This window comes from Kutzneria kofuensis, assembly GCF_014203355.1.
GTDB lineage: Bacteria > Actinomycetota > Actinomycetes > Mycobacteriales > Pseudonocardiaceae > Kutzneria > Kutzneria kofuensis.
Window position 1 is genome coordinate 2,960,925 of record NZ_JACHIR010000001.1, and the last position, 12,624, is coordinate 2,973,548.

The following is a 12,624-nucleotide window of genomic DNA, read 5'->3' on the forward strand; positions in this document are numbered from 1 at the left end:
CCGGCGAACCCGCTAGCCCAAACGACACGAAGGCCGCTTTCACCCCGTTTCGCGGGAGGAAAGCGGCCTTCGTCGCGTTCGAACTCAGCAGCCCGGCGTGGGCTTGCCCGCCTTGAGCGCCTGCAGCGCGGTGACGGCGTCGCCGAGGGTGCTGACCTTGATCAGCTTCAGCCCGTCCGGCGCGTGCTGCTTGGCCTCGGCGCAGTTGTCGGCCGGCGCGAGGAACGCGGTCGCGCCCGCCTCCTTGGCGGCGATCATCTTGAACGGGATGCCGCCGATCGGCTTCACGTTGCCCTGGTCGTCGATCTCCCCGGTGCCGGCGATGATGCCGCCGTTGTCCAGGTTGTCCGGCGTCAGCTTGTCGATGATGCTCAGCGCGAAGATCAGGCCGGCCGACGGCCCGCCGACGTCGGCGAGACTGATCTTGACCTGGAACGGCACGTCCGGCCGGTCGATCGGGCCGATGCCCATGAAGCCCCAGGTGCGGTCGTCGCTGTGCCCGAGCGTGATCGTCGCGGTCTGCTCGGGCGCGGTGCCGCGCTGGAACGTGACCGGGACGGCCTGGCCGGGCTGCGTGTTCTTGAGCGCGTCCTGCACCTGCTGCGAGGTGCTCACCTTCGCGCCGTTCACGGCCAGCAGCCGGTCGCCGGCGTTGAGCACACCGGTCACCGGGCTGCCCTTGCTGATCGTGCCGACCAGCACCTTCATCGGGTAGCCGAGGTAGCGCAGCGCCGCGACCTGCGCGTTGGACTGCGAGTCGTTGAACTGCTGGACGTTCTCCTTCTGCACGTCCTGCTGCGACTCGCCGGGCTTGAAGTACTCCTCACGCGGCGCCAGCGAGTAGCGGCCGGACGCCCACAGCCCGAGCGCGCCGAACAGGGTCACGCTGTCGGTCAGCGACACCGTGGTCATCCGCAGCTGCCCCTTGGTGGGGAAGGTGTTCTGCCCCTGTACGGAGATCACCGTGGTGCCCTCGACGCTGCCGAGCGTGTTGAAGGTCGGGCCGGGGCCGATCGCGACGTACGGGATCGACACGACGCCACCGAGCAGACCGATGACCGCCACGAGCACGAAGCTCCACACGAGTGTCCACGTGCGGCGACCGGGACCGCCGCGGCGGGGACGTGGAGGCTGCGGCTCAGCGGTGTCCTGGTCGGTCCGCTCAGTTTGCTGACTCACGACCCCAGAGGGTACGGCCTGGTCTGTATGGGGCTCGTTCGCCGTGTCCATGCCGCGCGTCCCGAGTGAGCGCGAGGCCGCGCCGGTGCCTGGACCGTCGCCGGATTTCGCCCGCCGCCACCCGACGCCCCGCGCGGAACGCGCGGCATGGACACAGCCGCGTACCGTGGAGACATGACCGATCTGCCGTTCGGGTTCAATCCGTCACCGAACCCTGACGACCGCGGCGAGGGCTCCTCCGGAGGCGGCAACACACCGCCCGGGGGCATGCCTCCCGGGGGCGTCCCCTTCGACATCGGCCAGCTCGGCCAGATGCTCAGCCAGCTGGGCCAGATGCTCAGCCAGGCGCAGACATCGGGCGGCGGAGGGCCGGTCAACTACGACCTTGCCAAGCAGATCGCGGTGCAGCAGCTCGCCCAGTCCGGTGGCACCGCGGGCGCCGACCAGTCCGGGGCCGTCGCCGACGCCGTGCACCTGGCCGAGATGTGGCTCGACCCGGTGACCACGCTGCCGGCCGGCGCGCGCGTCGCCAAGGCGTGGTCGGCCACGGACTGGGTGAACGAGACGCTGCCCACCTGGCAGCGGCTGTTCGACCCGGTGGCGCAGCGGGTGTCCGGCGCCTGGGTCGACGCGCTGCCCGAGGAGGCCAAGGCCGCCGCCGGGCCGATGCTGGCGATGGTCGGCCAGATGGGCGGCATGGCGTTCGGCTCGCAGCTGGGCAACGCCCTCGCGCAGCTGGCCGCCGAGGTCCTCACCTCCACCGAGGTCGGCCTGCCGCTCGGCCCCGAGGGCACGGCCGCGCTGCTGCCCGCCAACATCGAGAAGTTCACCGGCGGGCTGGAGCGCCCCGCCAGCGAGGTCATGGTCTTCCTGGCCGCCCGCGAGGCCGCCCACCAGCGGCTGTTCGCCCACGTCCCGTGGCTGCGCCAGCGCCTGCTGGCCACCGTCGAGGAGTTCGCCCGGGGCATCAAGGTCGACACCGCCGCGCTGGAGCAGCTGGCCACGCAGATCGATCCCAGCAACCCCGCGAGCATCGAGGACGCCATGCGGTCCGGCCTGCTCGAACCGCAGACGACCCCCGAGCAGAAGGCCGCGCTGACCCGGCTGGAGACCCTGCTCGCCCTCGTCGAGGGGTGGGTGGACATTGTCGTCGCCGACGCCGTCGGCGAGCGTCTCCCCGGCGCCGAGGCCCTTCGCGAGACGCTGCGTCGCCGCCGGGCCAGCGGCGGTCCCGCCGAGCAGACCTTCGCCACCCTCGTCGGCCTCGAACTCCGCCCCCGTCGCCTCCGCGCCGCCGCTGCCCTCTGGCGTCTCGTCGGCGACCAGCACGGCATCGAACGCCGCGACGGCATCTGGGCCCACCCGGACCTCATCCCCACCGGCGAGGACCTCGACGATCCCATGGAGTTCGCCGACCGCCTCGGCGCTGGCGCCGAGCTCGGTGACGACCCGATCGCCGAACTCGAGCGCACCGAGCGTGAGGAGAAGGAGCGGGGCGAGAGCGGCCCCGACGAGAGCTGACCCGTGACGGAGCCGGACCGACGGCCGGCTCCGTCCATCGGCAACGGCCACCCGCTCGGCTACTCAGCCCGGCTGAACCACTCGCCTCGTCACCACTCGTCTCATCCGCGGGGCCAGCCGCCCGGCACCGCGGGCAGCGAAGGCGCGATGCGTGGCCGCTGGCGCCGCGAAGGCGGCCTTCGTGTCACGGGCCGGCGTCAGTCCTCCTCGGTGATGCCCCAGCCCGCCGCCGCCGACAGGCCCTCCAGGTAGCCGACCGCTCGATCGGTACGTGGATAGTCACGCACCAGCTTCCAGAAGTTGGGCCCGTGCCCGGGCACCAACAGGTGCGTCAGCTCGTGCACCAGCACGTAGTCGAGTACCCACGACGGCACCTCACGCAGCCGCTCGCTCACCCGGATCGTGCCGTCCGCCGGCGTGCAGGACGCCCAGCGCGTCCGCATCGGCGGCACCCACCGCACGCTCTTGGGCACCGCACGGTTGCCCAGATGTCGCGCCGACAGCTCGGCGCACCTCGTCAGCAGCGCCTCGTCCGAGGTGCGCGCCGGCGACCTGCGGCGGGTCTCGCTCCGCTGCAGGCGGGCCAGCATCTCAGCCACCCAGTGTTCCTCTTCGGCCCTGGTCATCTGGGCCGGGAGCAACACGATGACCGTGTCACCCTCCCGATATGCCGTCACCGTGCGACGACGTCGCCGGCTGCGGCGAACCTCCACCTGTGGATCAGCCACGCGTTCACGGTAAGGCCAAGCACCGACAATTCGCCCCGGGTCGTGTCGGTCCGCACTGCGACCCGCCGCCGGTTCCCTCTCGGGGGTGGTTCCGACGCCTCGCCGACACCACCGCCCGCGACCACGTTTACGCAGCTGGGATGGGCTGTTCGGGGAATCGTCGCGGCGCCGGACACCACCTCCGGTGGACCTGTCAAGTGCCGTCAGCGAGCGGCGAACGCCGGTAAATAGTCCGATTTCGGACAGCTGTCAATCGATCGATCGTGAACTGTGGACTGCCCGCTCCACCGGTGGACAACCGTTTGGCGGCCGCCGTCACCCCTGCCAGCCTGCGTTCATGGACCAGACGCAGCCAGTGGACCAGACGCAGCCGGCCGTGGAACTGCCCCGCCGGCCCCGCGTGCTGCCCGGCCTGGCCGTGCTGCGGCGCGGCGACCACGAGGTGCAGATCGGCATCGATCCCCGGCATGGCGTGCTGCTGGACGGCATGTCCGAGGACCTCATCGAGATGCTGCCGGCGATGAACGGCCACGCGACGGTGCCGGAGCTGCTGGACCGGTTCTCCGACGAGCGGTCGCGGCAGGCGGCGATGGTGCTGCTGACCTCGTTGGCCGACGCCGGCCTGCTCGACGACGCGTCCCCACCGGACGGCGACACCGGTCCGCACACGCCGGCCCGGCTGTCCGCGGACGCGACGGCGTGGGCGCTGCGGACCGGCTACCCACGGCGTCGGCTGGCGCTCAACCGGCAGCAGGCCGCCGTCGCCGTGCGCGGCGAGGGCCGGCTCGGAGTGGCCGTCGCGTGCCTGCTCGCGGCGGCCGGCGTCGGCTGGGTCGACTTCGGCGCGCTGGGCAAGGTGCGGGCCGAGGACACCGGCACCGGATACCTCGACACCGATGTGGACAGGCCACGGCAGGAGGCCGGCCTCGCCGCCATCCACCGCTCCGTCTGCACCGCTCGGACCGGCACGCTGCCGCCGTCCCGAAAGCCGGACCTGGCCGTGCTCACCGACCTCGTGGTGCCGTCGCCGAGCATGATCGCCCCGCTGCACGCCGAGGGCGTGCCGTACATGCTGGTACGGATGCGGGACGGCACCGGCGTGGTCGGCCCGCTGATCGTCCCCGGCCGGTCGAGTTGCCCGAACTGCATGGACCTGCAGCGCACCGACCTGGACCCGACGTGGCCGCGGCTGGCCCTGCAGCTCGCCGGCCGACTGCAGCCCGGCGAGCTGGCCGCCACTCAGGCGGCCGCCGGCTTCGCCGCGGCGCAGGCGCTGCTGACGTTGGACTGGTGGCTGACCGGCGTGGGCACTCCAGCACTGTGGAACACCAGCCTGGAGATCGACACCGTGACCGGCACGGTGACGTCGAGGCCGTGGGAGCCGCACCCCGACTGCCGCTGCGGCGCGGCCAGGGCGGAGGAGGCTAGCGTGTAGGGCGCAGGCCGGGTGGACGAGATCACTCACGCCCACCCCCAGCTCAAGGGGAGAATCACCGGGTGACCGAGATCCCGCGCAACGCCGTCCAGCGGACCGCGAAGCTAGCCAGTCTCCCGATCGGGGTAGCCGGTCGGGTGGTCGGCGGCTGGGGCAAGCGGCTGATCGGCCAGAGCGCCGAGGAGGTCAGCTCGCAGCTGAACGCCAAGACGGCCGAACAGCTGTTCGCGGTGCTGGGGCAGCTCAAGGGCGGCGCGATGAAGTTCGGCCAGGCGCTGAGCGTGTTCGAGGCCGCGGTGCCGGACGAGCTGGCCGCGCCGTACCGGGACGCGCTGACCAAGCTGCAGGCCGCCGCGCCGCCGCTGGAGGCGCGCAGCGTGCACCGCGTGCTCGCCGAACAGCTCGGCGCCTCGTGGGCCAAGCGGTTCAAGGAGTTCGACGACGTGCCGGCCGCCGCGGCCAGCATCGGGCAGGTGCACCGGGCGATCTGGCACGACGGCCGCGAGGTCGCGGTCAAGGTGCAGTACCCGGGAGCGGACGAGGCGCTGCTGTCGGACCTGAAGCAGTTGCAGCGGTTCAGCCGGCTGTTCCAGGCGCTGGTGCCCGGCGCCGAGATCAAGCCGCTGCTGGCCGAGCTGCGCGAGCGCATGGTCGAGGAGCTGGACTACCGGACCGAGGCGTCCCACCAGCGCGCCTTCGCCAAGGCCTTCGACGGCGACGAGCACGTCCTGGTGCCGAAGGTGGTGGCCAGCGCGCCGATGGTGGTCGTCTCCGAGTGGGTGACCGGCCGGCCGCTGGCGTCGATCATCCGTGACGGCGAGCAGGAGACCCGCGACCACGCCGGCACGCTGCTGTCGGAGTTCCACTTCTCGTCGCCGGCCAAGACCGGGCTGCTGCACGCCGACCCGCACCCGGGCAACTTCATGCTGATGCCGGACGGCCGGCTGTGCGTGATCGACTTCGGTGCCGCCGCCCGGCTGCCCGACGGCCTGCCGCGCACCCTGGGGCTGATGACCCGGCTGTCGCTGGAGCACCGCTCCGAGGAGCTGCTCGACCTGCTGCGCGCCGAGCACTTCGTGCGGCCGGACAGCGAGGTCGCGCCGGACGACGTCGTCGCTTACCTCGGGCCCTTCGTCGAGCCCCTGCGGACCGAGCGCTTCAAGTTCACCCGCAAGTGGCTGCAGCAGCAGGCGGAACGGATCGGCGACCTGCGCGGCCAGGACTTCCGCACCGGACGGTCGCTGAACCTGCCGCCGCAGTACCTGCTCATCCATCGGGTGACGATGGGCGCGACCGGCATCCTGTGCCAGCTCGGCGCCGAGGTGCCGGCGCGGGCGATCGTCTCGAGGTGGCAGCCGGGCTTCGCGGACTGACCCGCGTTTCCCCCGAGTTGTCCACAGCCTGCGGGCTGGTGAGGGGCTCGTAGCGAGCAGTTGTCCACAGATACGAAATCGGTATTCCGCCGCACCGGGCTGGGTCCGACCATCGAGGTCATGACGCAAACCTCGCCGCCCACCCTGGCGTCGCTCGCGCGCACCACGCCCGACGGCGTGGTCCGCACCGCGGAACTGCGCGCGAACGGCGTCTCCGGCTCCGCCATCGTCGGCCGGTGCCGGCCCGGTGGACCGTGGCAGCGTCTGCTGCCGGGGGTGGTGCTGCTGTCCAGTGCGGAGCCCAGCAGGCGGCAACGGCTCCGGGCCGCGCTGGCGTACGCGGGCGAGGACGCCGCGATCACCGGCCTGGATGCCGCGAGTCTCGATCACGACCTCGGCGTGCGCGCCGGCACCGAGGTGCACGTGCTGGTGCCGGCGTCCAGGCGGACCACCGCCAACGGCTATGTCGTCGTCGAGCGCACCACCCGCATGCCCGCGCTGATCGAACGCGACGGCCTTCGCTACGCCCCGATGCCCCGGGCCGTAGTGGACGCCGCCCGTCGCGAGCGCGACGCCGTACGTCTGCGGACGCTCCTCTCCGGCCCCGTGCGTTGCGGCGCATGCAGCGTCTCCGAGCTTCGCGCCGAACTCGATTCCGGCAACCAACGCGGCTCCGCCGCCCCTCGGGCCGCCCTTCGCTCCGTGTCCGACGGCGTCGTCTCCCTCACCGAGGGCTTGGCCCGCCGCGTCGCCCGTGGCGCCGCTCTGCCTCTGCCTCGCTGGAACGTGCCTATTCGCGACGTCACCGGCAGATTCCTCGGCGTCGTCGACGCGTGGTGGGACGAGGTCGCCTTCGCCTGGGAGGTCGGCACGCACCACTTCCGCCTCGGCCGCACCGAAGCCCACCACTACGGCCGGAACCCTCACCTCGGCGCCGCCGGCGTCATCGTCCTGCGGACGCCGCCCGAACGCCTACGCCAGGATCCCAACGGCGTGCGCAAGGACTTGGTGCAGGCCTTCCACCGCGCCGCCAACCGCGTCCGGCCTCCGGTCCACGCCCTCTCCGACCGCGTCCCGGCCACCCGGCGGTAGCCGAGCCGCGACAACCCCAGCGGCAACGCCGGTCGCACAATGCGGCACCTGCGCCGAACTCCAACGCCGGTCGTGGCGTCGCACCCACACCGAGTCCCGTAAGACGCAACGCCCGGCCGAGACGGACCCAGGCATCACTAACCACTTCCCGTGAGAGCGCTCTCACATCGCCACTGAAGCCCGCCTGTTCACACCGTCGTCGATGACGGGTGGCCGCGGTCCGGGGACCGCGGCCACGATGCGACGTCACTGGTAGCAGTGTCACCAATACTCGGCGGGCAGCTTTCCTTCGATGTCCCGGACGTGAGCGCGGGCGCAGCCGGGGCACAGCCAGCGCTGGCCGCCTCGGTCCCGCTCGGACACCCAGGCGAGCGCCTCGGCGGGAGCGGCGGTCGGGTCGCGGCGGCGGCCGCAGATCGAACAGCTCACCAGTTCGTTGTCTGCCACGCCGTCGACGCTAGGACAGTTCCGCGCGCGGTGGGTGGCCAGTTCCACATCCGGGTGGACTCGACCCCCTTGGGCCATGCGCGCCCGGCCGGCGCACCGCCGAAGGGCGGCACGCCGGCCGAACCGAATCGTGTTCTGTTGTGTCAGACGGTGTAGCGGGCCGCGGCCCGCTCCGCACGCCTGGCGGCCCAACCGGCGACCTTGCGCCACCGCGCGGTGGCGCTCAGCCGGCGGGCCAAGCGTTGCTCCTCCGCTACCAGGCGTACTTCGTGCAATCGAATCCGTGCGAGTTCTTGGTCGAGCAACATGAACGAGGTCCCCTCAGGTTCGTAATCCGTGGTCATCGGGATGTCTGCGGTGTAGCGGACGGTGTTCACGCGGCTGCCTCCTGATTTCCTGTGGTCCCGGCGCCCGCCTCGGCGAGGCGGTCACTCTTGCGCGGACGGCCACGCGGCCGCTTGCGCGGGATCACCGCGCCACGCTCGAAGATCTCGCCGCCCCACACGCCCCACGGCTCACGCCGGGCGAGAGCGGCGGCAAGGCACTCCGCCCGTACGGGGCAGGCGGTGCACAGGGACTTCGCCTGCTCCAGCTCGGCGGGAGCGTCGGCGAACCACAGGTCCGGGTTGTTGGCCCGGCAGGGAAGGTCGAGCCCGGCACCCGGTGCGGTGTCGAGCAGCTCCGCGACACCGGCGCCCGTGGGCGCGGCGAAGTCGGGCAGCACAGTTCCGTCTATCGGAACGGTGGCGGTGAACATGGTGGACTTCCTCCCGGTTTCGGTGGTGCTCATGCAGGTGTTGGCGGTGGTGCTGTCGTACGTCGGGGCGTGCATGTCCCTGCCGTTCGAGTTGATGCCGAAAAAACACGAAGGCCGCGGTCCCGTTCCCGGGTCCGCGGCCTTCGTGAGCCGTAGCCTGACACTCCTGTCAGGTACTTCGCTCCTGCGCGGACCAGAGAAGAACGTGCTTGCGGACCTTCACGAACGCCGGCTGACCAGTGGTCAGGGCGCGCTCGACCGAGCCGGCCGTCCACGGCCGCGCCTGATCGACGGAGACAACAGAGGTGCTTCCCTTGCCGCACATGGCAAGGGCCCCGGCCAGCGGATAGGCCGGTGCGACCAGAATGTTGATGCCGTTGCTGCCCATGCCGTCCGCCTCCCAACCAGGGTCTCGTAGTGGTGTGTCGGTCTCGTCTTGTTCGGGCGTCTCGCGCCCGGCCTATGCAGGCTATTGCCCCTGCGCAGGGGCGTGCAACCGGTTTTTGAAAAGTTCCGTCGGAACTTCTCGCGGGTCAGGTTGACCCTGCACCGGCATCGCCCTGGACCAGGGCGAGCACGTCGGCTCCGTACTTGTCGAGCTTGCTCGGACCGATGCCGGAGATCGCCACCAGGCCGCCGGTGTCCAGCGGCCGCTGCTCGGCGATGGCGGTCAGCGTGGTGTCCGTGAACACCACGTACGGAGGAACCCTCAGCTGCTTGGCCCGCGCCGCCCGCCACTTCTTCAGCCGGGCGAGCAGCTCCTCGTCCACATCGGACGGACAGTCGGGGCAGCGGCCCAGCTTGATCGCGGGGGTGCTCACCAGCACGTCGCCGCACACCCGGCACTCGACCCGCACGGCGCGCCGCGCCGGCGCGGCCTCCCGGTTCGCGCCGCCGACGGATCGCGCGGCCGGGTGATCCTCGGGCAGCAGTCCGTACAGGAAGCGGCTGCGCCGGCGGTGCCGACGCCCGCCCGCGGTCCGCGACAGCGACCACGACAGCCACAGATGTTCACGCGCCCGGGTGACGCCGACATACAGCAGCCGGCGCTCCTCTTCGATCGCCGCCTCGTCCGTGTCGGCGTGCTGGATCGGCATGGTGCCCTCGGTCAGCCCGATCAGGAACACCGCGTCCCACTCCAGGCCCTTCGCCGCGTGCAGCGACGCCAGCGTGACGCCCTCCACGGTCGGCGGGTGCTGCGCCTCGGCCCGCAGCTCCAGCTCGCCCACGAACCGCGCCAGATCCGCGCCCGGCACCACCGTGTCGAGCTCCTCCGCCAGTTCGACGAGCGCCAGCAGCGACTCCCAGCGCTCCCGCTGCGCGCCACCCGACGGCGGCTCCAGTGACAGGCCGTGCGGCTTGAGCACCTCGCGGACCACCGTCGGCAACTCCGCCTCGGGCGCGCCGTTGACGGCCGCGCGCAACGACACCATCGCCTGCCGGATCTCGGGCCGTGCGAAGAACCGCTCGCCGCCGCGCACCTGGTACGGGATCTGCGCCTCGGTCAGCGCCTGCTCGTACACCTCGGACTGCGCGTTGACCCGGTACAAGATGGCGATCTCGCTCGCCGGCACGCCGTTGCGCAGCAGCGCCCCGATCCGGTCCGCGACCGCCTGCGCCTCGCTGGGCTCGTCGTCGAACTCGGCGAACTTCGGCTCCGGCCCCGACGGCCGGTGGCCGATCAGCCGCAGCCGTGACCCCGACGGCCGGTCTCGCGCCGCCCCGATCACCCGGTTGGCCAGTGCCACCACCTCGGGCGTCGACCGGTAGTCACGCTCCAGGCGCACCACCACCGCCTCCGGGAACCGCCGCGGGAAGTCCAGCAGCGGGCGCGGCGAGGCGCCCGCGAACGAATAGATGGTCTGGTTGGCGTCGCCGACCACGGTCAGGTCGTCCCGGCCGCCGAGCCACGCGTTGAGCACCCGCTGCTGCAGCGGCGTCACGTCCTGGTACTCGTCGACGACGAAGCACCGGTACCGGTCCCGGAACTCGGTCGCGACGTCCGAGTGCTCCTCCAGGATCGCCGCGGTGTGCAGCAGCAGGTCGTCGAAGTCGAGCTGCCGCGCCCGCGTCTTCAGCTGCTCGTACCCCTGGTAGACGCGGGCGATCTGGTCGGCGGGCAGCGGGATGTCACGCCGCGCCTTGGACACCGCCGCCGGGTAGTCGTCCGGCGTCACCAGCGACGCCTTGGCCCACTCGATCTCGCCGGCCAGGTCCCGCAGCGACTCCGCGCTGGTCGGGGCCCCGATCCGATTGGCGGCCTGGCCGACCAGCCGCAGCTTTCCGTCGAGCAGCTCCCACGGGGCGTCGCCGATCACCCGCGGCCAGAAGTAGCGCAGCTGACGCAGCGCCGCGGCGTGGAAGGTGACCGCCTGTGCGCCGTTCACGCCGAGCGCCCGCAGCCGGGTCCGCATCTCGCCGGCCGCCCGCTTGGTGAAGGTGACGGCGAGCACCTGGCCGGGGGCGACGTGACCGCGCTCGACGAGGTAGGCGATGCGCCTAGTGATCGTCCTAGTCTTTCCGGTGCCCGCGCCGGCCAGCACGCACACCGGTCCCCTTGGCGCTGTGACCGCCCCGAGCTGGTCCGGATCCAGGTCTTCGAGGAGTCGACCTTCGGCGTCCATGGCCTGCATCCTCGCAGAGCCCACCGACACCAAATGCGGAGCAGGGCGTAACCGGTCCGTCCACCGGCCTTATCCTGGACACATGGCTGGTAAGCAGGACGACAAGGCGGCCGCCAAGGAGGCGGCACGGGCCAAGCGCGCGGAGTCCCGGGCTCGGCGCAGTCAGATCTTCGAGGCGTTCAAGATGCAACGCCGCGAGGACAAGGCCCTGGTGCCGCTCATGGTCGCGGTGCTGGTGGGCGTTGCCGCCGTCGCGTTCCTGGTCGGCCTGATCTGGGACATGCAGTGGCTGTTCCTGGGCCCGGGCGTCGTGCTCGGCGCGCTGGGCGCGGTGCTGCTGTTCGGACGGCGCGTGTCGCGCAGCGTCTACAGCAAGGCGGACGGCCAGCCCGGCGCGGCCGGCTGGGCCCTGGACAACCTGCGCGGCGGCAGCTGGCGAGTCACCCAGGCCGTGGCCGGCACCACGCAGCTGGACGCCGTGCACCGCGTGCTCGGCCTGCCCGGCGTCGTGCTGGTCGGCGAGGGCGCGCCGCACCGGGTCAAGTCGCTGCTCGCGCAGGAGAAGAAGCGGCTGTCCCGGGTCGTGGGCAGCACGCCGATCTACGACATCATCGTCGGCAACGGCGAGGGCGAGGTGCCGCTGCGCAAGCTCCAGCAGCACATGACCAAGCTCCCCCGCAACATCTCGCGGGCCGAGGTGGACCGGCTCGAGAAGGGCATGGCCGCGCTGGCCAACCGCGGCGCCGCGCTGCCCAAGGGCCCGCTGCCGCAGGGCGCGAAGATGCGCAACGTGCAGCGCACGCTGCGCCGCCGCTGACAACCCCCAGCCGACACGAAGGCGGCCTTGGTGGCGTAGTACGCCACCAAGGCCGCCTTCGCTCTGTTGTCAGCGGTCAGCGCATCCGGACCACGACGGTTCCGGCCAGCCGGTCGTGCAGGCCCCGGTATTCGTAGTCCCAGACGACGACCGGGATGATGAACCCGACCAGCAGCGTGCGCAGCATCGCCCGCGGCACGCCGACCATGGCCGAGCCGTCGATCCGGGCGACGCGCACACCCATCGCGTACATGCCGGGAGTGAAGCCGAAGAAGGACACCGCGATCACACCGATCAGGAACCAGGTCAGGATGCTCCAGTTCCGCGGCAGGTCCGGCATCGTGAACAGGCCCGTGATCAGGGCCGCGAGCACGCAGTCGATGAGCATCGCCACCGCGCGCCGCGCCGTCGACGGGATCGAGCCGACGCCGGACTCCGGCAGGCCGAGCCGCTCACCGCGGTATCGGTGCTGCGTCCCGTCGGCGGAGCCGCCGCCCGGCTCCAACGCCGCGCGAGGCCCGGACAACCACGAACCGGTCCACCTGTTCACCCCTCCAGGGTAAGGCCGTCGTCACAGCAAGGAGGCGGTCAGGTCCGCCACTACCCTGTTCGCGGTCTCGTTAACACCCGCGAAACACCCGGGTGACTGAC

At 71.8% G+C, this 12,624-nt stretch carries 13 protein-coding genes; 5 read left to right on the forward strand and 8 right to left on the reverse strand.

The genetic code is table 11. The annotated features are described in order from the left end of the window. Nucleotides 1-84: 84 nt before the first annotated feature. Nucleotides 85-1,179 (reverse strand): YlbL family protein, encoded by a 1,095-nt coding sequence (locus BJ998_RS13415; protein ID WP_312890092.1) that lies wholly within the window; start codon nucleotides 1,177-1,179, stop codon nucleotides 85-87. 174 nt (nucleotides 1,180-1,353) lie between these two features. Between BJ998_RS13415 and BJ998_RS13420 the strand changes: the two genes are divergently transcribed. Then, the gene (locus BJ998_RS13420) at nucleotides 1,354-2,700 is read left to right on the forward strand and encodes a zinc-dependent metalloprotease (protein WP_184861648.1); all 1,347 of its coding nucleotides are present in this window, start codon (nucleotides 1,354-1,356) and stop codon (nucleotides 2,698-2,700) included. A gap of 197 nt (nucleotides 2,701-2,897) precedes the next feature. On the opposite strand, the gene BJ998_RS13425 is transcribed toward BJ998_RS13420, so the two are convergent. After that, the gene (locus tag BJ998_RS13425; RefSeq protein WP_184861650.1) at nucleotides 2,898-3,428 is read right to left on the reverse strand and encodes a M48 metallopeptidase family protein; all 531 of its coding nucleotides are present in this window, start codon (nucleotides 3,426-3,428) and stop codon (nucleotides 2,898-2,900) included. Between the two features lie 337 nt (nucleotides 3,429-3,765). Here BJ998_RS13425 and BJ998_RS13430 point away from each other — a divergent pair, with 337 nt between their 5' ends. From BJ998_RS13430 to BJ998_RS13440, 3 genes are all read left to right on the forward strand, one after another. After that, nucleotides 3,766-4,863 (forward strand): TOMM precursor leader peptide-binding protein, encoded by a 1,098-nt coding sequence (locus BJ998_RS13430; RefSeq protein ID WP_184861652.1) that lies wholly within the window; start codon nucleotides 3,766-3,768, stop codon nucleotides 4,861-4,863. Nucleotides 4,864-4,925: 62 nt separating this feature from the next. Beyond that, nucleotides 4,926-6,236 (forward strand): ABC1 kinase family protein, encoded by a 1,311-nt coding sequence (locus BJ998_RS13435; RefSeq protein WP_184861654.1) that lies wholly within the window; start codon nucleotides 4,926-4,928, stop codon nucleotides 6,234-6,236. Nucleotides 6,237-6,356: 120 nt separating this feature from the next. Beyond that, entirely contained in the window at nucleotides 6,357-7,328 is a 972-nt protein-coding gene (locus BJ998_RS13440) for a hypothetical protein (protein WP_184861656.1), read from the forward strand. 261 nt (nucleotides 7,329-7,589) lie between these two features. Here BJ998_RS13440 and BJ998_RS13445 read toward each other — a convergent pair whose 3' ends face one another. The 5 genes from BJ998_RS13445 to BJ998_RS13465 form a co-directional block, all read right to left on the reverse strand. Continuing rightward, a complete protein-coding gene (locus BJ998_RS13445; RefSeq protein WP_184869229.1) occupies nucleotides 7,590-7,775 on the reverse strand; it encodes a hypothetical protein in 186 nt (61 codons plus the stop codon). Nucleotides 7,776-7,918: 143 nt separating this feature from the next. Next, entirely contained in the window at nucleotides 7,919-8,152 is a 234-nt protein-coding gene (locus tag BJ998_RS13450) for a hypothetical protein (protein WP_184861658.1), read from the reverse strand. Continuing rightward, entirely contained in the window at nucleotides 8,149-8,532 is a 384-nt protein-coding gene (locus tag BJ998_RS13455) for a WhiB family transcriptional regulator (protein WP_184868641.1), read from the reverse strand. Before BJ998_RS13455 ends, BJ998_RS13450 begins: the two co-directional genes overlap by 4 nt. A 169-nt stretch (nucleotides 8,533-8,701) precedes the next feature. Further along, nucleotides 8,702-8,920 carry a hypothetical protein gene (locus tag BJ998_RS13460; protein WP_184861660.1) on the reverse strand — a complete coding sequence of 73 codons (219 nt, stop codon included), beginning with the start codon at nucleotides 8,918-8,920 and terminating at the stop codon, nucleotides 8,702-8,704. A 145-nt stretch (nucleotides 8,921-9,065) separates the two neighbouring features. Continuing rightward, complete coding sequence (locus tag BJ998_RS13465; protein WP_184861662.1) at nucleotides 9,066-11,156, reverse strand: ATP-dependent DNA helicase UvrD2; 2,091 nt, start codon at nucleotides 11,154-11,156, stop codon at nucleotides 9,066-9,068. A gap of 82 nt (nucleotides 11,157-11,238) precedes the next feature. On the opposite strand from BJ998_RS13465, the gene BJ998_RS13470 reads away from it, so the two are divergent. Further along, nucleotides 11,239-11,973, forward strand: a complete 735-nt coding sequence (locus BJ998_RS13470) for a DUF4191 domain-containing protein (protein WP_184861664.1) — start codon at nucleotides 11,239-11,241, stop codon at nucleotides 11,971-11,973. 76 nt (nucleotides 11,974-12,049) lie between these two features. Here BJ998_RS13470 and BJ998_RS13475 read toward each other — a convergent pair whose 3' ends face one another. Then, nucleotides 12,050-12,523: an RDD family protein gene (locus tag BJ998_RS13475; protein ID WP_184861666.1), complete on the reverse strand. Its 474-nt coding sequence runs from the start codon at nucleotides 12,521-12,523 to the stop codon at nucleotides 12,050-12,052. Nucleotides 12,524-12,624: the final 101 nt, after the last annotated feature.

Excerpts from the sequence above, each read along its gene's own strand:
- BJ998_RS13430 (WP_184861652.1), top strand. The coding sequence starts at position 3,766 with ATGGACCAGACGCAGCCAGTGGACCAGACGCAGCCGGCCGTGGAACTG.
- BJ998_RS13470 (WP_184861664.1), top strand. The coding sequence starts at position 11,239 with ATGGCTGGTAAGCAGGACGACAAGGCGGCCGCCAAGGAGGCGGCACGG.
- BJ998_RS13440 (WP_184861656.1), top strand. The coding sequence starts at position 6,357 with ATGACGCAAACCTCGCCGCCCACCCTGGCGTCGCTCGCGCGCACCACG.
- BJ998_RS13420 (WP_184861648.1), top strand. The coding sequence starts at position 1,354 with ATGACCGATCTGCCGTTCGGGTTCAATCCGTCACCGAACCCTGACGAC.
- BJ998_RS13460 (WP_184861660.1), bottom strand. The coding sequence starts at position 8,920 with ATGGGCAGCAACGGCATCAACATTCTGGTCGCACCGGCCTATCCGCTG.
- BJ998_RS13455 (WP_184868641.1), bottom strand. The coding sequence starts at position 8,532 with ATGTTCACCGCCACCGTTCCGATAGACGGAACTGTGCTGCCCGACTTC.
- BJ998_RS13465 (WP_184861662.1), bottom strand. The coding sequence starts at position 11,156 with ATGGACGCCGAAGGTCGACTCCTCGAAGACCTGGATCCGGACCAGCTC.